This window comes from Bradyrhizobium sp. USDA 3256 (assembly GCF_054058275.1).
In genome coordinates this window covers 2,291,332-2,311,360 of record NZ_JBSSAE010000002.1, presented here as the reverse complement: position 1 = coordinate 2,311,360, position 20,029 = coordinate 2,291,332, and the positions used below count along the sequence as shown (strand labels likewise).

Below are 20,029 nucleotides of genomic sequence, written 5' to 3'. Positions count from 1 at the left end.
CTTCGGGTTGTTCCACCACTGCCATGTTCGCACTCATCAACGTTTCTCCGGTCCCTTGCCGACATCACTCGCTGCCGCTGTGGTCTGACGATCGAGTTCGGACGGCACGTCGCAGCCCGCGCGGGCGTCGTCGTCAAAATCCTGTCTCCTGACCGAGTATTGCTTGACCTCGCTGCCGGTATAGATCGCGACTGTCGTGCTCTGGCCGGCAACTGCACTCTGGCGCGCCAGCTCCGGCGATACGTCGCAGCTGGACGTTACGCTTGTGTCGGCCTTGTCCCACTGCTCGGCCGCAGCGCGGATGACGAGCGACAGCGTGCCGAGTTGCTTTGCGACGGCCACCTTCTTGACCTGATCCGGCTTGAGCTCCAGTGACACGGTCTGCGCCGTCTTGCCCGGGACGGCATTGGTGATCGGACGCCCGCCTTGCGCAATCTCCTGGTCGATCGCGATCACGCGCACATTGGACAGAACGGTTTCGCTCACGGCTCGCTTCACCGGCGCGGCCTTCTCGAACACCTGGGTCAGCACCACGTCGACATTGTCGCCCGGCCTGATCAGACCGGACACACCGGTCTCCTCGTCGACCTTGATGCTGATGGCGCGGCTGTCCGGCGCCAGGACGCTGGCAAGGAAGCCGCGATCCTTCGGACGCAGGATGTCGTCCAGTGTAATCGCGCTGCCGGCGTCGACGAACTTGCGAACCAGCGAACCGGGCAGCCCGGCCTTGGAGTCAGGCGTTTCGAGGATCGCCCCCGCGGGGACACGGTTCGGTGCCGTATGGCGCACCGCGAAATCTTCGTCCCGCGCCAGCGTTCCCTTCGAAAGCGGGCGTGTCGCGACAAAGTAGCCGACCGTTGCGGCCGCAGGCACAGGCGCAGGCTTCTCTTCGACTGCCTGCGCAACGACCGGGTCATTGGGTCGGTTCATGCTGTAGGCGATCATTCCAAGCGCCGTAGCCGCAAGCAGCAGCACCATGATGATCGAGACACGGAGAGCGGACGACATGTCAAATTCCTTTGCTCAAAATGGCCCAGATACCGCCGCATGCGATGGCGACCCCGTAGGGAAGCGGTGCATGTCGCAAATGACGCCAGCGCTCGACCGCGTAGACCCGGCGCATCAGCGATGATCCGGCGGGCGCCAGCCTCGGTTGGGGCAAACGGCGCATCATCAGATGCACCGCGGCCAGAACGCCGCCGGCCAGCGCAGTTGCCGTCAACAGTTCAATCACGCCGGTCAGCGGCAGACCGATCGCCAGGGCAACCAGCAACTTGACGTCGCCACCGCCGATCGCTCCCCGCAGGTAAATCACGAAGAGCACCAGGAACAGGATTGCGGCAACGATCAGCGACTGGCCGATCTGCATCGGACTGGCCAATTGGCCGACGATCCCAAGGAACGCCAGCGCCAGACAAATTTCGTTTCGGATCAACCGTGTCGCGATATCGATCGTTGCGACATACAACAACAATGCGATTTCCAGACACAGGGTCGTGGACGCAATCCAATTCATGAAATAATCGCCTTAGAAAAATGGCGGGGGGCACAAAATAATGCCCCCCTCCGGAGCGCCGTCCCTCTGGACTTAGGCGCTAACCGCGTTGGCAACCGCGGTGCCGATCGAAGTGAGCGAGGTGGTCAGAACACTGCCAATGCCACTCGCGGTACCCGTACCGAACGCTGCGGAAACGGCGGCGACGATACAGGCGGCGACGATCACGTACTCGAACGACACAACGCCGTTCTTGTCCGTGCGCAGACGCCTCAATACTTCTGTGACCTTGATGTATGACTGCAACATAGGAGAAAGCCTCCTTAAGGCTCGCGCACATCGCAATCCGGTTGACCGCTGTTGACAGAAGGAATCTGCCAACAGCATTCAACATCCGGAGTTAAGCGGAGACTGCGGTGGCGACCTTGCTGGCGATCGTGGTGATCGAGGCGTTCAGAACCGAGCCGATGCCGCTGGCGGTACCCGTACCGAACGCAGCAGAGACGGCGGCCACGATGCAAGCGGCGACGATCACGTACTCGAACGACACAACGCCGTCCTTGTCCGAGCGGAGACGCTTGAAGGCTTCGGTGGTCTGGATGTACAGTTTCAACATAGGAAAATATCCCTTTTACGATGAAATTTACGCGATACGTTGGCGGGGGGCAAAATCCGGGTGCCAACTAGCATTTTCTTATAATGCGTCGCGAGAAAACTGTCGATTGGTAATCGTTTATTAACCCTACTGGCGTAACCGCGCACACCTTCTCCTCGGCAAGGCGCCTCGACGACGACGCACGAAACCCCTTAAATTGTAGGACTTTCGACATTTCACACCATTTCAACTTCGCTGCTCCGTGCGAATACGGTGACAGCGTCGGAGTGACGCTGTCGCGACAACAATCTCGGAGGTGACGGTGTCACAATCCGGTTCCATTCCCCCCGATGGCCGTTTGCAGGATTGCTCGTTTCAGTAGCAGGTCCCGGAATCCCCTCCGAGCCGGCCGCAACTCTCCCCGTTGGATTGTCGCCACTGCGTGACCGCCAGCGGCGGCGGCTTGCTCCCGTCCGCCGGCGCGGCCGATAGCCTGCTGCGCTCCTCTTCGAGCAGCTGCGAATGCAGTTTCTGGATCTGGATGTTGCGCTCGAGCAGCGACATTGATCTTGTCTGAACCTGCTCGGCCAGCGCCTTGCGCAGGGCGTTCTCCCGGTCGAGCAGTTCGGGAAACGGCAGCAGCGGACGTACGAGGTCGGTCGCCTTGATCACGCAGGACGCCCGCGCCACGGCTTGCGCGATCTGATCCGGAAACGCGCTCCGGCATTCCGCGAGCGCGCCGCTCAGGTTGACCGTTGCCGCCGTCGGTGTCGGTACCGGTGTAGCCTCCGGTATCGTTGTCGCCGCTGGTGCCGGCTCTGTGGGCGTTGTTGCCGTCTCCGTTGTTGGCTCCGCTACCGGTCCCGCCTCCTTCTCGACGGCCTGGCGAGCGGCCCCGCAACAGGACAGCAGGATGCAGAACGAGAGAACGACCAGGCATCTCGCGCGCCTTGGCCAATACTCCCTGGCGCCCGCCTCGATCGGGCGCCCGATTGCGATAGCGATCACGGCAGGCCCCATCGTGAGGTCCCCACCCTGCCTCCTGCTGATCCGAACATCACATCGAGCAATGGGTCGATCGCGATGGTTCGTTAGCGATGCGTACGAGAGACTGGTTGAGTCGGCGCGACAGACGCGCCGCCGCGCGTCCACACCCGTCCGCTAGAATAAACCATCTGCGTAATGTGAAGACGCAAGGCTGTCCTTCCTCCGGCGAAATTGGTATCGACCAAAACCTGCATCTGCAAAAAAGTGGTATCTCGAAATATCGCGCCGACACGAAATGATGCCGCTACACTAGATTGATTTTAGATGTAGTTTTGTCGGTGATGCAACAGTCGGCTTGAGAGTAGCGGCGCGGCGCACCATTGCTTGGCGCCTACCGCGGCATTCGTCCGACGCCATCTATTCTGATACTGTGGAGATCAGGATCGGCGTCGCGCGCACGCGCTCGGACCGCCTATGCCACCGAATCGCCATGGCAGCCAGTTTTTCTGCGCTGGCGAATGCGCCGCCGGCGCGAAGGGCCGCATCCTTGTTCAACGACAACCGTGTTGTTTGCGTGGCCGGCCTGCCGCGCTGCTTTCGACCGTTATGTTATCAACAGGCGCACGATTCGCATGGGACCCGCGTTGGCGAAAATTTCCGCTTTTTCGCGGCCTAGCCCTTGCTCTAGGATCAGTCATTTCAATTCGGGCGCTTACCCACGATGCGCCCGTGGAATTTCAGAACCACAGCATACAGTGACTGATCCGGGCGTCATGGGGATTTGAGATGGCCGATCGCATTGCACTTTTCATCGATGGCGCGAATCTTCACACCACGGTCAAGAACCTCGGTTTTGAAATCGATTTCCGGCGACTGCTCTCGGAGTTCGGCAAGCATGGACAGATCGTCCGCGCCTACTTCTACACGGTCGTGAGAGACGACGACGAGTTCAGCAGCCTTCGGCCGCTGGTGGATTGGCTCGATTACAACGGATATGCGGTCAGGAGAAAGTTAGCCAAAACGCACGATGACGGCGAAGGGCGGCGGCGAATGAAGCGCAGCATCGGCATCGAGCTCGCGGTCGACGCATTGGAAATCGCGCACCGCATCGACCACGCGTACCTGTTCTCTGGCGACGGTGATTTGCGCGCCGTTGTCGAAGCCGTCAGGCGGGCTGGTGTCCGCGTGACGGTCGTTTCCAGCATCCGAACAAAGCCTCCCATGATCGCCGATGAGCTTCGCAGGCAAGCTGACGTCTTCCTCGAACTCGAAAGCCTCAGGGCATCGATCGAACGTCCAGCGCACCCGATCGCGCCCGAGTGAAATCGCGGGCGCCTCTTCCGGCGGGGAAGCAAAGCAGCTCTGCTTGTCCGTAAATCACCGAATTGCGCGAGTCGGGCGCTGACATCACTATCCCCCAAACAACGAAACGAAGGGTAACACCCATGTGGAGGTCGGTCGGCTGCCTGTTGCTGTTCTTGGCGGCGACGAGCGCTGCGATCGCCGAACCTTCCCGGTTCACCTGCGACACGCCGCGGGGCAAACGGATCGAGCTCGGCCCGTCAGGCAAAGGCGGTGACGCCCAGTGGATCGATGACGACCTCGATACGGTCCGGCCCGCCGTCGTGATCGATGGCGACACCTTCACGGTCACCTGGGGGACATCTGTCGCGGCAGAAGGCAAGGGAGGAGCCAAGCTCACGACCTACGTCTTTGCGGCCGCCCGCCGTACCGCCGCGTCGATCTTTGCGACCCGCACGGACGACACCACGGCCGAGATTTTCCGGTTCTATTTTGGCGACAGGTCGCTCTACAAACTAACGAGCCGACTGGGAGGCCCCTCCGCGGACACCAAGGCCGCGCCCTTCGTTGCAACCTACCTGGCGACCTGTCGCCAGGAGTAGCCGGCTGCCGCCAACCTTAAGACGGGCTTAACTGATCTTTCATGTTCCGGTCCCCGGTGTTGCGGCTCGGCACCAGTTCGCGCGACCACAGATCACCATATAAATCACTGAATTTTAATAAAAATGTTTAGATTTCCGCGCACCGAGACTGATGGCTCTGCCCCCACTTAGGGCGCCTGTGTGGCTGAAATGTCATAGGTCGTGGAACTGTCCTTTGTTACCCTTCGGCGGATTCTACGTAATATTTTTGTGAGTAGGGGCGGGAATAATGAGATCGGCATACACGGTTATCGCGTGCCTCTGCCTGGCGGCAACGCCAGCATGTGCCGAGGTTTTTTCTATTAATGATGCTCTACGCCAGGCCATGCAGACCAACCCGGGTATCGGCGAGGCTTCGGCGAACCGGCGGGCGACGGAAAGCGAGCTGCGGCAAACCCAAAGCACACTGCTGCCGCAGGTGCGCATTGACGCCAGCTACGGCCCGGAAAAATTCGATCAATCGCCGGGCTTCATCACCCCGAACATTCAGGCAGCGCCGACCGTGGGGTCAGGCCCATGGCGCAATGGCAGCCAGGAATCAGTCGTGGTGCGCCAGCTGCTGTGGGACGGTTTTTCGTCGATCTATGACGTCTGGCGCCAGACCGCGCGGGTCAATGCCGCTGCCTCCCGCGTCAAGGAGAGAACCGAGCTACTGGCCCTCGACGCCGCCGAAGGCTACATCGACGTCACGCGCTACATGCGGCTGGTCAGCCTTGCCCAGCAAAACGTCGCGAATCACGAGAAGATATTTTCGAACGTGAACTCCCGCTTCTCGGGCGGCCGGGCCGGCGAAGGCGATCTGGAGCAAGCCCGCGAGCGCGTCGAGGCCGCCCGTGCGGCACTTGCCGAATTCCAGCGCAGCCTGGATGACGCCAGGGCGAAGTACCGCAAGACGGTTGGCCTCGAGCCAATCAACGTTCGTTTCCCCGCCCCTCTCGCGGGATTGCCGCACAGCCGCGACGAAGCGCTGGCGACCACGCTCCGGTTCAATTCGACGATCGCGGCGGCACAATCCGACGCCGACGCCGCCAAGCACGCGTTCAAGGCCACCGACGGCACGTTCGGTCCGAAATTCTATCTCGAGGGACGGGCAACCCATTACGACAACTCCTACCCTTACGTGGCGGCCCCGGGAACTCCCGCCATCACGCATGAGGACTACAGTGGGAAGGTTGTCATGTCGTGGGACATCTTCCGCGGCGGCCAGGACGCGTGGAATCGGTCAGAGAAGGCCGAGCGCTACACCGAAGCCACCATGCGCCACGCTCGCCTGCAACGCGACGCCTATGAGTCGATCGACAAGGCGTGGAATGCCCGTACGATTACGGCCACGCGCATCGGTGCTCTGACCCGTGAGCTAGAAGCAGCCAGGAAGACCATCACGGCCTACCAGAAGGAATACGAACTCGGTCAGCGCTCCCTGATCGATCTCTTGAACGCGCAGAACCAGTTCTTCAACACGTCGGTCTCGCTCACCTCAGCCCGCGGCGTCGTGGTCTTCGCCGACTACCAGCTGCTGGCCGCGATGGGGACCCTGATCGAGTACCTGAAGGCTCCGCCGCCGGTCGATGCTGCGCCGACGGACATGCTTTCGATTGGCCTGCCCCGCTACTCGTTCCCGACCCTTCGCGTGAACCTCCCGCAAACCGGGTCCGAGCCGCTGCGCGTCGCCGTTCCGGCGCCTGTCGCCCGTCCTGCCAAGACCTATGCGGCAGCAGCCCAGCCGAAGGATGTTGGCTTTGCGGACCGCTTCACCGGTGCGACGACGACCGCAGCGGTGCCCGGTTCAGCGGAATGGATGCAGCAGCAAAAGACCGCTGCGGACGGCCCGAACGTCATTTACGCGGACCCTTCAGTCACGGCGAACGCGAGCTCCTATGCGTCGACCAAGCCCCACTGGCTGCTGTCGGCCTTCCCGAGTTCCGCTCGGTAGCGACCGCCAACAACCTCAGGACAGGACTGCCGGAAGGGCCCCAAGTCGGGGCCCTTTCGATTCCTTATTAATCGTTAAGATAAGTTTCGCTGAATTTGTTCGCTATTTGTTGTAGTCTGCCCGAAATCTAATGCGATTGCTGCATTTCCATTTTGCTTGTCGAGGTTTCAGTTGTTGTTTCGCACCCCCAGCGCGGCGGCCGACGCCGTCCGCCCCTCGCCGGATGACTCAACCTCAAAGCCTGCCGCGACAAACAGGCCACATGCGCTGGGCGACGATCCCCTCACCGCGTCGTTGACTTATCTCGCCGCCCATCACGGCCGCGCCGTGAGCCGCGAAGCTCTCCTCGGCGGACTTCCGATCACGGACGGACGCTTGTCCGTTTCGCTCTATGACCGCGCGGCCAGACGCGCCGGTCTGGAGACCGAGGCCGTCAAGCGCGACATTTCAGACATTCCCGCGCTGGTCCTGCCCGCCGTCCTCGTCATGAAGAACGGCTCTGCGCTGATCCTTCTGGGTGTCGACCCGGCGAACAAGTCGACCAAGGTCGTTGATCCGGAGACGCCGAACAGCCCGCGCGTCGCCGACATCGCCTCGCTCGCCACGGACTATACCGGCTATGCGTTCCTGGTGAGAAGCGCGCCGCAGGCCGATGCGCGCGCCGTCGCCGCAGGCGACATCCCCAAGAGCCACTGGTTCTGGTCGGTGGTGAAGACGCATTGGCGCAGCTACGGGCACATCGCGGTCGCGGCCTTTCTGACCAACATCCTCGCGCTGGCGACACCGCTGTTCACGATGAGCGTCTATGACCGCGTCATCCCCAACGGAGCGATCCCCTCCCTGATTGCGCTCTCGATCGGCATGGGGCTCGGCATCGTGTTCGATTTCATCTTCCGCATGGTCCGCAGCCGCATGATCGACGTGACCGGCAAGACGATCGACGTTGTGCTGGCCGCAAACATCTTCGAACACGTGATGTCGGTGAAGATGGCGCAGCGGCCGACTTCGGTTGGCATTCTGGCCAATCAGCTCCGCGACTTCGACTCGGTGCGCGAGTTCTTCACCTCCGGAAGCGTGGTTTCGGCGACCGACCTGCTGTTCGCCATTCTCTTCGTTGGGGTGCTGTTCCTCATCGCCGGACCGCTGGCCTGGATCCCGCTGATCATGCTGCCGCTGGTCATGCTGATCGGCTTCCTGCTGCAGCGCCCGCTCGATCGCGCCATCAAGCGGCTGCAGGCCGAATCCGCCGCACGGCACGGCGTGCTGGTCGAGTCGCTGTCCGGCCTCGAAACCGTCCGTGCGACCGGCGCCGAGGCCCGCATGCAGACCTTGTGGGAACGCTCGGTTGCCGCGACCGCCCGATCCGGCGAGGACGTTCACTTCTGGTCGTCGATGTCGCTGACGAGCGCGAGCACGGCCCAGCAGATCACGAGCCTGCTCCTCGTTATCGTCGGCATTTTCCTGATCCTCGACGGCAAGCTGAGCGTCGGCGCGCTGGTCGCCGCAAACATGCTCGCCGGCCGCGTTCTGGCGCCGATCGCCGGGATCGCCTCGGTGATCACCAAGGGAACGCAGACGATCACGGCCCTCAAGGCGATCGACCGCATCATGTCGATCGAGCGGGAACGCTCGCCGACCCGGTCCTATGTCGCAAGGCGAATCGAAGACGGCAAGGTCGCCTTCGAGAACGTGTCGTTCGCCTACCCCAACGCGCCGGGTAACGCGCTCGAAAAAGTCAGCTTCAAGATCGAGGGCGGAGAGAGGGTCGGCATCATCGGCAGGGTCGGCTCTGGCAAGACCACGGTCGGCAGGTTGCTGCTCGGATTTTACGAGCCGAAGGAAGGCCGCATCCTGGTCGATGGCGTCGACTCGCGCCAATACGATCCCTCCGACCTGCGCGCCGGCATCGGCTTTGCGATGCAGGATACCGACCTGTTCTTCGGCAAGCTGCGCGACAACATCGCCCTTGGCAAACCGGAAGCGACCGACGAGGAAGTACTGCTTGCCGCGCGGCTTTCGGGCGTCGAAAGCTTCATCGCCGGCCACCCGATGGGCTATGACATGCCCATCTCGGAAGGCGGCCGCAGCCTGTCGGGCGGCCAGAAGCAGGCCATCGGACTTGCGCGCGTTCTGATCCGCAAGCCTCGCGTGCTCTTTCTCGACGAGCCGACGGCGCACTTCGATATTCGCAGCGAACAGGAGTTCCTTGAGCGGCTCAAGGGCCTCAATGATGATCGCATGACCATCATCATTTCGACCCACCGCCTGTCATTGCTGAACATGGTCGATCGCTTGCTGCTGTTCGACAATGGCCGCCTGGTTGCCGACGGCCCGCGCGACAAGGTGCTCGCTTTGCTCCAGGGCCGGCCGGCGTCCGCGGCCCCGTCGCCGGAGAATACAATTCAGCCGAAATCCGCATAACGAGCAAATACATTATGGCGTCTTCCGATTTCACATTTGCAAATGATATCCGGTCCGCGGCGCTGCTGCGCACGCCGCGCACCTCCCGCATGCTGTTGTGGACGTCGTGCGCGCTGCTTGCGACGTTCTTGATCTGGGCTCATTTTGCCGTACTGGACGAGGTCAAGCGCGGCAGCGGCCGCGTCGTGCCGTCGCGGCAGATGCAGGTGGTTCAATCGCTCGAAGGCGGGATCGTCGGCGACATCCTGATCCGGGAAGGCGACATCGTTCAGCAGGGCCAGTCCCTGATGCGGATCGATGATACGAAATTCGCTTCAGAGTTCGGCGAAATCCGCGAGCGCCGCGCGGCGATGGCGGCGCGGGTGGCGCGCCTCGACGCCGAGGCGCGCGGCCGAGCCGAGATCACCTTTCCGGACGATCTCGACAAGATGGTTCCCGCCGCCGTCGCGACCGAGACCAGCGTGTTCAGGATGCGGGGGCAGAAGGTCGCGCAGGACATCGACGTCCTCAACCAGCAGGTCACTCGCCTCTCCGGCTCCCTCAAGCTCCTCGAGCGCGAGCAGACCCTGACGCGCAGGCTGTATGAGCAGAAGGTCGTGCCCGAGATCGAGATGCTGCGACTTGATCGGCAGGCAACCGAGATGAAGGGACAGCTGGCCGAAGCGCAGTCGAAGATCGCAAACATCACCGCGTCGTTCCGTTCACAGGCCGACGAGGACCTGGCCAAATCGCGTGCCGACCTCGCCGTGCTCGACGAGAATATCAAGTCCGCCCAGGACCGGGTGCGCCGCACGGATCTGAAGGCGCCGGTCCACGGCATCGTCAACAAACTGAACATCAGTACCATCGGTGCTGTCGTACAGCCGGGCGCCAACCTGATGGACATCGTGCCGCTGGACGACACGCTGTTGGTGGAAGGCCGAATTCGTCCGCAGGACATCGCGTTTATCCGTCCCGACCAGGACGCGGTTGTGAAGATCAGCGCCTATGATTCCTCGGTCTACGGATCGCTGAAGGGCAAGGTCGAACGCATCAGCGCCGACACCATCGTCGACGACAAGGCGGAAAAGACCGAACGCCAGGAGACCTTCTACCGGGTCATGGTGCGTACCGATAAGAACCACCTCGGCACCGAGCAGCATCCGCTGCCGATCATTCCGGGCATGGTGACCACGGTCGAGGTCCTGACCGGCGAGAAATCCGTGCTGGACTACATCGTGAAGCCCGCCCGCCTGCTGCGTGACGAGGCCCTGCGCGAACGCTGATCGGGACCACGGATTCCGTGGTTAACCGATCGTAACCTCGGTTCGTTCAATTTCGAACGAACCGGCAAACCCCGGATTGACCGCCTTTTCGACATTCGAGGTGGCACTTCCCTCCACTTAACTCCGCTTAAGCGGCCAAAGCGCCAGTCTGCGTCCCGATAACAGCGGGGACGCAGATCGACGCACAGACGTCGACGGTCCCCGACATTGGGGACGTCATATGAAGTCGCTGAAGTTTGCTTCGTCGGCGGTCATGGCCGCGGCTGCACTGACAATAGGTCTTTGCGCCACGCCTGCCGCGTTTGCCGCGGACGAGCTCTCTCTCGGAAAACCCGCCGGCGAGCTCGCGCCCGCTGCGGACGCCGCGTCGAACCGCCCGCCTGCCACCTTCTTCACCATCGCCGACGTCCTGGCCAAGCTCGACCGGCAGCGCGGCCGGGGTCCGAACGCCATTCGCACCGCCTCGCTCACGCCGCCAAATACCGCGACCGACGCGGTGCCCGCGGCAAAGCCGCTTCCGCCTGTCGGCGCCGAGCCGTTTGGCCTGTTCACCTTCCGCGCACCGGAAAACGGCCTGTGGCGCAAATGGCGCGGCCTCGAATCCGATCTCGTAAGGGAGCAGAGCGTTCTCCAGCAATGCCGGGAGAGCGCCGCCGGCTGCCCGTCGCAAGCCGCGCAATTCCTTCGCCTGATCGGCGCGGTCAAGTCCAAATCCGGACGCGACCGGCTGGATGAGGTCAACCGTGGCGTCAACCAGGCGATCCGCTATGTCAGCGACTTCGCCCAGCACGGCGAGGCCGACCGCTGGACTGCACCGCTCGCCACCTTCGCGACCGGCAAGGGCGACTGCGAGGACTATGCGATCGCAAAATACATCGCGCTCAGCGAAGCCGGCTTCCCGCGCGAGGATCTGCGCCTGGTGCTGGGCCGCGATCGCGCCATCCGCCAGGATCATGCCGTGCTGGCGGCGCGCCTGGACGGCCATTGGCTGATCCTGGACAGCCGCCGCTCCGAACTGATTGATGACGGCGAGCTCGGCAACTTCACACCGATGTTCGCGATCAACGACCGCGGCGTGCAGCTGTTTGCAGCCCCCTATGCCAAGCGCCTCCCGCTCGGCGACGAGCTCGACGCGGCGCCGGCGGCCGCCAATGCCGCGGAGACGGAATGGACGGGGGTGCAGTCGCTTGATGCAGCGAGCCCCCTCACCGGCTTCCTGCCCGTGCTGATGTGATTGCCAGCGAGTAGACGACAATTCAATCAAGAAAAATCCGCGGAGTAGTCCCCGCGGATTTCTGATTTTGCTGCGAGCCTGGCCTAGAAAATATGAACGTTCGCGGCCGCCGGCACGCCAGTGCTCAGATGTGCGAGATCCACCTTGTCGGAGCCAGTGCCATTCGCCGAGTACCAGAGCTCATGCGTCGTATTGTTGAAGAAGAATTTGTTCGTGCTTCCACTTTCGCTCCAGGCGCTGGCGTTGTTCTCGGTCCCGCCGGTGACTGCCGATGACGTGAACTGACCAGCCGTAAGGGCGTTTGAAACGCCCGTCGGAAGGCTCAGACCGGCCACATCGAGAAGCAGTGTATCACCGCTGTTGAAATCACTGATGATTTCGTGGGCGCTGAGATTGAGAACAAACTTGTCGTCCCCACCATTGCCAGTGAGCGTCTCGTTGGTTGGTCCGGCGACAATGACATCATTGCCGGCCGTGCCCAGAAGGGTCGTGGTGCCATTGATGTTGATATTGATGGTGCTCGACGCCGTGTCGCCGTCACCGTCAATCGTCGACACGTTGAAGCTCAGGTCCTGGGAGACGTTCGTGGTCGACGAAACTCCGACGCCAACCAAGTCGACCTTGCCGCTGCCTGTCACGTCCGTGAACTGGACAGTGTAGAGCTGCAGGCCGGCCGGCGCTGTGGGCGTCGACCATTCGGTGGCGACCGTGGTGTGGGTGGAAGGATCGAAATCACCGGATACCGATGTGATGGAGGCGGCGTGCACTCCGTCCCAATAAGTGACGACGTAATGGATTTCGTCTCCGCCCTTGTAGTTGGAGAACGTGTAGTTCGCGACCGATTCGTTTGCCGGCGGATGGAACGCCGCGTTGCCGACCGGACTGGCGATTGCGCCGCTCGTGAAATCGAACAGCAGCTTTTCATTGGGGTCGAAGTTATTGTTGTCGACGCCCCAACCGTTGGTTGATCCGTTCACACCGCCTTGGCTGCCGCCGGAGGTCGTTCCCGAAACAACCGCCAGTTGATCGGTGTTCGAAGAAAGAATCTGCTCTTCCGAAGGTCCCGATCCAAAGGCGGATGAACTGCCGACATTCTGGATCGTTGTCTCCGTGAATGGCTGAAGCAGTGTGAACAGGTAGTGACCGGTTGTGTCATCCAGATTCAGCGTGAAGATATTATTCGCTGCCGATGGGGCCGCACCGATATAGGCCGTCAAATTCTGTCCAAGTGCGTCGATGGAATAGTGCACGGCCTGGCCATTGAACGTCAGGCCGGCCGGCGCCGTGTTTCCAGTCAAGGTGAAGTCATATGCGCCAAAACCATCGGCGCCGGAGAACACGGGTAGGTTACCGAGCACGGACATCCCCGCGTAATCGGCAATGATTCCATGCTCGATCGTGCCGAAACTCGGGCCGTCGTCGAGGAAGCTGATATGGGTGCTGATGTCGGCGGTGGCCGTCACATGATCGCCATCGGCGTCCGTCAACGTCACCGTCGCGCCGATCTTGCCGGCCGTCATCGTCAGCAGATCGTTCGGACTGGCGGTGCTGTTGTGGTGGAGCGAGAGATAGTCCGCCACATAGAGTTGACCGGTGATCGGATCGATGGCGATCGCGAACGCCGTTTGGCCCGTCAGGCTGGGGTTGGCGGCATCGTTGCCCACAGTACCGATGATCCGGCCGCTGGCATCCAGCGACAGCGCGATCCCTGTGCCATCCGTCAACGTCAGGCCTGACGCAGCGCTGAGGACGCTCAACGCATAGGTCGTAGACCCCGCGCCGTCAGAGCCGAAGCTGCCTCCGGCCACCGTCAGGATGCTGCTCGCGCCCGTCGAGGCAAAGCTGAGCGCACCGTTGTCAAGTGACGCTGCCGACACATCGGTGTCGACGCCCTTGTTCGCGACCGTGCTGAACAGCGCGGCGACAGTGCTGGCGGCACCGTTGAACGTGATCGCAGTCGAGCCGAGCACGTCGCTCGCGCCGCCGGTGGTCTGCAGGCCGGGAGTCTCGTCCACGCCGATCGTAGCTGCGCTGACCGTCGCTGTCGGCGCCGTCGGGCCGCTGTCCTGGATTGTGAACACGCCGGTGCCGAGGTCGAGCGGCGTCGACACGCTGTCACCGTCGGCATCGACGATGGTCTGCACCACCTGCAGCAGGTTGGCGCTCGAGAGCGTCAGCGTCGCTGCATCGTCCGAATTGTTCGGATCGGAGTGCCAGACGTTGTTGACCTGGGTGAAGGTCACGATCCCGGTTGCGGGATCAATGGTGATCGTGAAGTAGGTCGTCGCGCCAACCGAACCGGTAATGGTGTTGCCGGACTGGTTCAGCAGAATCTGCGCACCCTGTCCGATACCATCGCCGTCGCCGGCAGTCTTGTCGGTCGCATCGAGCGCATAGAGGCCGGAGGCCACGTTCGAGCCCGTCAGCTTCAGCGTGTAGGTCGTCGAACCAGCACCGTCGCTGCCATAGCTACCGCCGGTGAAGTTGTCGGAGAAGTTCGCCGTCACGGAAACAAGCCCGTTCGGCGCCGTGCCGCCCGCGGTGTCGGTGCCAACAGGACGCGTCTCGTCCAACACGAGCGTGTCGGTCGGGCCGGTCACCGTGCCGGCGGTCGGACCGCTGTCCTGGATCGTGAACACGCCGGTGCCGAGGTTCAGCGGCGTCGTCACGCTGTCGCCGTCCGCATCGGTGATGGTCTGCACCACCTGCAACAGATTGGCAGCCGACAGCGTCAGCGTCGCCGCATCGTCCGGGTTGGTCGGATCGGAGTGCCAGATATTGTTAAGCTGGGTGAAGCTCACGATGCCGGTCGTCTCATTGATCGTGATCGTGAAGTAGGTGGTCCCGCCGACCGAACCGGTGATGGTGTCACCGACCTGGTTGAGCACGATCTGCGTTCCCTGCCCGATGCCATCGCCGTCGCCGGCGGTCTTGTCGGTCGGATCGAGCGCATAGAGGCCGGAGGCCACGTTCAAGCCCGTCAGCTTCAGCGTGTAGGTCGTCGACCCAGCACCATCGCTGCCGTAGCTGCCGGCTGAGAAGTTGTTGGAGAAGTCTGCCGTCACGGTGTCGAGCCCGGTCGGCGCCGTGCCGCCGGCGGTGTCGCTGCCAATAGGACGCGACTCGTCCAGAACGAGGGTGTCGGTCGGACCGGTCACGGTACCTGCCGTCGGGCCGCTGTCCTGGATCGTGAACACGCCGGTGCCGAGATTGACCGGCGTCGTCACGCTATCACCATCGGCGTCCGTGATGGTCTGCACCACCTGCAGCAACTCAGGGCGCGTCAGCGTCAGCGTCGCCGCATCGTCCGGGTTGTTCGGATCGGAGTGCCAGATGTTGTTGACCTGGGTGAACGTCACGATCCCGGTCGTCTCATTGATCGTGATCGTGAAGTAGGTCGTGCCGTTCGCCGAGCCGGTGATGGTGTCACCGACCTGGTTGAGCACGATCTGCGTTCCCTGTCCGATGCCGTCGCCGTCGCCGGCGGTCTTGTCGGTCGGATCGAGCGCATAGAGGCCGGAGGCCACGTTCAAGCCCGTCAGCTTCAGCGTGTAGGTCGTCGACCCAGCACCATCGCTGCCGTAGCTGCCGGCTGAGAAGTTGTTGGAGAAGTCTGCCGTCACGGTGTCGAGCCCGGTCGGCGCCGTGCCGCCGGCGGTGTCGCTGCCAATAGGACGCGACTCGTCCAGAACGAGGGTGTCGGTCGGACCGGTCACCGTGCCCGCCGTCGGGCCGCTGTCCTGGATCGTGAACACGCCGGTGCCGAGATTGACCGGCGTCGCAACGCTGTCGCCATCCGCATCGGTGATGGTCTGCACCACCTGAAGCAGGTTCGCGGCCGACAGGGTCAGCGTCGCGGCATCGTCCGGATTGGTTGGGTCGGAGTGCCAGATGTTGTTGACCTGGGTGAACGTCACGATCCCGGTTGTCTCATTGATCGTGATCGTGAAGTAGGTCGTGCCGTTCGCCGAGCCGGTGATGGTGTCACCGACCTGGTTGAGCACGATCTGCGTTCCCTGTCCGATACCGTCGCCGTCGCCGGCGGTCTTGTCGGTCGGATCGAGCGCATAGAGGCCGGAGGCCACGTTCAAGCCCGTCAGCTTCAGCGTGTAGGTCGTCGACCCAGCACCGTCGCTGCCGTAGCTGCCGGCGGTGAAGTTGTTGGAGAAGTCCGCCGTCACGGTGTCGAGCCCGGTCGGCGCCGTGCCGCCGGCAGTATCCGTTCCTGTGGGACGGGTCTCGTCCAGCACCAAGGTGTCGGTCGGGCCGGTCACCGTGCCCGCCGTCGGACCGCTGTCCTGGATCGTGAACACGCCGGTGCCGACGTTGATCGGCGTCGCAACGCTGTCGCCATCCGCATCGGTGATGGTCTGCACCACCTGAAGCAGGTTCGCGGCCGACAGGGTCAGCGTCGCGGCATCGTCCGGATTGGTCGGATCGGCGTGCCAGATGTTGTTGACCTGGGTGAACGTCACGATCCCGGTCGTCTCATTGATCGTGATCGTGAAGTAGGTGGTCCCGCCGACCGAACCGGTGATGGTGTCACCGGATTGGTTCAGCACGATCTGCGCACCCTGCCCGAAATGGGTCGGGTCGGTGTCGGTCGGATCCAGCGCATAGAGGCCGGAGGCCACATTCACGCCGGTCAGCTTCAGCGTGTAGGTCGTCGACCCAGCACCATCGCTGCCGTAGCTGCCGGCTGAGAAGTTGTTGGAGAAGTCTGCCGTCACGGTGTCGAGCCCGGTCGGCGCCGTGCCGCCGGCGGTGTCGCTGCCAATAGGACGCGACTCGTCCAGAACGAGGGTGTCGGTCGGACCGGTCACCGTGCCCGCCGTCGGGCCGCTGTCCTGGATCGTGAACACGCCGGTGCCGAGATTGACCGGCGTCGCAACGCTGTCGCCATCCGCATCGGTGATGGTCTGCACCACCTGAAGCAGGTTCGCGGCCGACAGGGTCAGCGTCGCGGCATCGTCCGGATTGGTTGGGTCGGAGTGCCAGATGTTGTTGACCTGGGTGAACGTCACGATCCCGGTCGTCTCATTGATCGTGATCGTGAAGTAGGTGGTCCCGCCGACCGAACCGGTGATGGTGTCACCGGATTGGTTCAGCACGATCTGCGCACCCTGCCCGAAATGGGTCGGGTCGGTGTCGGTCGGATCCAGCGCATAGAGGCCGGAGGCCACGTTCACGCCGGTCAGCTTCAGCGTGTAGGCCGTGTTGCCTGCGCCGTCGCTGCCGTAGCTGCCGGCCGAGAAGTTGTTGGAGAAGTCCGCCGTGACGGTGTCGAGGCCGGTCGGCGCGACGCCGCCCGTAGTGTCGCTGCCGACAGGACGGGTCTCGTCCAGCACCAACGTATCCGCCGCCGCGATCACCGCGCCGGCGGTCGGGCCGCTGTCCTGGATCGTGAACACGCCGGTGCCGACATCGAGCGGCGTCGTCACGCTGTCGCCGTCCGCGTCCGTGATGGTCTGCACCACCTGCAGCAGATTGGCGCCAGACAGCGTCAGCGTCGCCGCATCGTCCGGATTGGTTGGGTCGGAGTGCCAGATATTGTTGAGCTGGGTGAATGTCACGATCCCGGTCGAGGGATCGATCGTGATCGTGAAGTAATTGGTGCCGCCGGCCGAGCCGGTGATGGTGTTGCCGACCAGGTTCAGCAGAATCTGCGCGCCCTGCCCGATGCCGTCGCCGTCGCCGGTGGTCGTATCGGTCGCATCAAGTGCGTACAGACCGGACGCCACATTCGCGCCGGCGAGGTTCAGCGTGTAGGTCGTGTGGCCCGGGCCGTCGCTGCCATAGCTGCCGGGCGTGAAGTTGTTGGAGAAGTCTGCCGTCACGGAATCAAGGCCGGTCGGCGCCGTGCCGCCCGCGGTGTCCGTGCCAACCGGACGGGTCTCGTCCAGCACCAGGGTGTCGGTCGGGCCGGTCACCGTGCCGGCGGTCGGGCCGCTGTCCTGGATCGTGAACACACGGGTGCCGACATCGAGCGGCGTCGACACGCTGTCGCCATCCGCGTCGGTGATGGTCTGCACCACCTGCAGCAGGCTGGGGCTCGACAGCGTCAGCGTTGCCGGATCGTCCGGATTCTTCGGGTCAGAATGCCAGATGTTGTTCGACTGCGTGAAGGTGACGATCCCGGTCGACGGATCAATCGTGATGGTGAAATACGTCGTCCCGCCGGCCGAGCCGGTGATGGTGTTGCCGGACTGGTTGAGGACGATCTGCGCGCCCTGTCCGATGCCGTCGCCGTCAGCAGTGGTCGTGTCGGTCGGATCCAGCGCGTAGAGACCCGAGGCCACGTTCGAGCCGGTGAGCTTCAGCGTGTAGGCGGTATGGCCGGGTCCGTCGCTGCCGTAGCTGCCCGACGTGAAGTCGTGGGAGAAGTCCGCCGTCACGCTGGCAAGCCCGCTCGGCGCAAAGCCGGCCGGCGTGTCGCTGCCAACCGGCCGCGACTCGTCCAGCACCAGCGTCTCCGCCGGCCCTTCCTTCTCGATCACCGTGCCGGCCGTCGGACCGCTGTCCTGAATTGTGAACACGCCGCCACCGAGGCTGATCGGCGTTGTCACGCTGTCGCCGTCCACGTCAGTGATGGTCTGCACCACCTGCAGCAGGCTGGCGCTGGAGAGGGTCAGCGTCGCGGCATCATCCGGGTTGGTCGGATCGGCATGCCAGATGTTGTTGACCTGGGTGAAGGTCACGATCCCGGTCGTCTCGTTGATCGTGATCGTGAAGTAGGTCGTGCCGTTGGCCGAACCGGTGATGGTGTCACCGGACTGGTTCAGCACGATCTGCGCGCCCTGCCCGAAATGGGCCGGGTTGGTGTCGGTCGGATCCAGCGCATAGAGGCCCGAGGCCACGTTCGTGCCGGTGAGATGCAGCGTGTAGGCAGTGCTGCCGGCACCGTCGGCGCCATAGCTGCCGCCGGTGAAATTGTTGGAGAAGTCCGCCGTCACGCTGGCGAGGCCGGTCGGCGTCGTGCCGCCTGCGGTGTCGCTGCCGACAGGACGCGTTTCGTCCAGCACCAGCGTGTCGGTCGCGCCGGTCACCGTGCCGGCCACCGGACCATCGTCAAGGATCGTCAGATGCGAGCCGACATCGACGCTCGCACTTGCCGACTGATTGTTGTTGTCAGTCACGGTGGCGGTCAGCGTGATCAGACCCGATGCCAGCGTGATCCCTTCATTGAAGTTGCCCGGTGTTGCCTCATGAACCGCGCGCAGATCGGTCAGCGTCACATGACCCGCGGTGTCAACCGAGACCGTGAGGACCAGATCGCCACTGATCGCCGTGCGCCCTTCCACGACGCCGGCCGCGTTGACCGTCAGCAGAACGTGCTGACCGGTCGCCGAATCGATCAGACCGGAATCTTCATTCGGTGTCGTGACCGACAGCGCATAGGTCAGCGACTGCTGGCCGCCCGGCACCGTCACGTTGAACGACACCTGCACAGACGCGACCGTTGCCCCTGCGGGTCCGAGCCCCGAACCGGCGACACCATGGTTGGTGGCCGCAGTCAGGAAGCTCTCGTCGACGATCAGCGCCGACAGGGGGTTGCCGGAAATGGTCGGAGGCGGAGCAATGCCCAGCACGAAGCCGGTCGGCGGCACAGGGGTTACGAGGTTCGGCAACTCTTCCTGCGGCGCCAACACGTTGGTCGGCACAGGAGCTAACGGATCAACCGCGAACGGGCGGAAATCCGCGCCGCTCGCCTGCGCGTTGCCGTTCGAGTTGCCGCCGTTGTCGGCCGCCGGCAACACGGAGGCGTCCGTGGTGATCGGAAACAGACTGGCGAATTCCTGGACCGAGACCTCGCGCCCCGGCGCCATCTCGATGGTGACATTCTTCAGCCCATCCGCACGGGAGTCGAAGAACGGCTCAACCGTGACGGTCGACTGGTTGTCGAACAGGATGATCAGCTTTTCGCCGACGTGAACCAGCGTGATCTTTTCATTGGCGATCGACGAAAAGTCGACCTTCACCTTCTGGTCGTATCCAAGATTGACGACCACCGCCTGATCGGTCAGCGGCTTGGTCAGCTTGTAAATTCGTACGGGAGCCGAATTGGTGGAATTGCCGGTGCCGGTTGCCTGAGCGACCTGAAACGAACCCTGCATTATCAACTCCGCAAAATGCGATTAGAGGAAAAGTTGTAGAAA

12 protein-coding genes are annotated in these 20,029 nt (G+C 63.0%); 6 read left to right on the top strand and 6 right to left on the bottom strand.

Annotated features, from left to right (window positions below; genetic code table 11):
• Window positions 1-36: 36 nt before the first annotated feature.
• From cpaB to ACVWY5_RS12295, 5 genes are all read right to left on the bottom strand, one after another.
• Window positions 37-1,008, bottom strand: coding sequence for a Flp pilus assembly protein CpaB (cpaB, locus tag ACVWY5_RS12315; protein ID WP_028334085.1), 972 nt, complete (start codon window positions 1,006-1,008; stop codon window positions 37-39).
• Window position 1,009: 1 nt separating this feature from the next.
• Window positions 1,010-1,516: an A24 family peptidase gene (locus ACVWY5_RS12310; RefSeq protein ID WP_028334084.1), complete on the bottom strand. Its 507-nt coding sequence runs from the start codon at window positions 1,514-1,516 to the stop codon at window positions 1,010-1,012.
• A gap of 72 nt (window positions 1,517-1,588) precedes the next feature.
• A complete protein-coding gene (locus ACVWY5_RS12305; RefSeq protein WP_028334083.1) occupies window positions 1,589-1,804 on the bottom strand; it encodes a hypothetical protein in 216 nt (71 codons plus the stop codon).
• Window positions 1,805-1,895: 91 nt separating this feature from the next.
• A complete protein-coding gene (locus ACVWY5_RS12300; RefSeq protein WP_028334082.1) occupies window positions 1,896-2,111 on the bottom strand; it encodes a Flp family type IVb pilin in 216 nt (71 codons plus the stop codon).
• A 354-nt stretch (window positions 2,112-2,465) separates the two neighbouring features.
• Complete coding sequence (locus tag ACVWY5_RS12295; protein ID WP_321176792.1) at window positions 2,466-2,762, bottom strand: hypothetical protein; 297 nt, start codon at window positions 2,760-2,762, stop codon at window positions 2,466-2,468.
• A 1,101-nt stretch (window positions 2,763-3,863) separates the two neighbouring features.
• On the opposite strand from ACVWY5_RS12295, the gene ACVWY5_RS12290 reads away from it, so the two are divergent.
• From ACVWY5_RS12290 to ACVWY5_RS12265, 6 genes are all read left to right on the top strand, one after another.
• Window positions 3,864-4,400: a LabA-like NYN domain-containing protein gene (locus tag ACVWY5_RS12290; protein ID WP_038377452.1), complete on the top strand. Its 537-nt coding sequence runs from the start codon at window positions 3,864-3,866 to the stop codon at window positions 4,398-4,400.
• A gap of 122 nt (window positions 4,401-4,522) precedes the next feature.
• Window positions 4,523-4,981, top strand: a complete 459-nt coding sequence (locus ACVWY5_RS12285) for a hypothetical protein (RefSeq protein ID WP_028334080.1) — start codon at window positions 4,523-4,525, stop codon at window positions 4,979-4,981.
• Between the two features lie 268 nt (window positions 4,982-5,249).
• Window positions 5,250-6,953, top strand: a complete 1,704-nt coding sequence (locus ACVWY5_RS12280; RefSeq protein WP_038377451.1) for a TolC family outer membrane protein — start codon at window positions 5,250-5,252, stop codon at window positions 6,951-6,953.
• A 267-nt stretch (window positions 6,954-7,220) separates the two neighbouring features.
• Complete coding sequence (locus ACVWY5_RS12275; protein WP_038377477.1) at window positions 7,221-9,374, top strand: type I secretion system permease/ATPase; 2,154 nt, start codon at window positions 7,221-7,223, stop codon at window positions 9,372-9,374.
• 14 nt (window positions 9,375-9,388) lie between these two features.
• Window positions 9,389-10,639 carry an HlyD family type I secretion periplasmic adaptor subunit gene (locus tag ACVWY5_RS12270; RefSeq protein ID WP_028334078.1) on the top strand — a complete coding sequence of 417 codons (1,251 nt, stop codon included), beginning with the start codon at window positions 9,389-9,391 and terminating at the stop codon, window positions 10,637-10,639.
• Window positions 10,640-10,859: 220 nt separating this feature from the next.
• Entirely contained in the window at window positions 10,860-11,873 is a 1,014-nt protein-coding gene (locus ACVWY5_RS12265; RefSeq protein ID WP_028334077.1) for a transglutaminase-like cysteine peptidase, read from the top strand.
• 83 nt (window positions 11,874-11,956) lie between these two features.
• On the opposite strand, the gene ACVWY5_RS12260 is transcribed toward ACVWY5_RS12265, so the two are convergent.
• Window positions 11,957-19,987: a DUF5801 repeats-in-toxin domain-containing protein gene (locus tag ACVWY5_RS12260; protein ID WP_456671671.1), complete on the bottom strand. Its 8,031-nt coding sequence runs from the start codon at window positions 19,985-19,987 to the stop codon at window positions 11,957-11,959.
• Window positions 19,988-20,029: the final 42 nt, after the last annotated feature.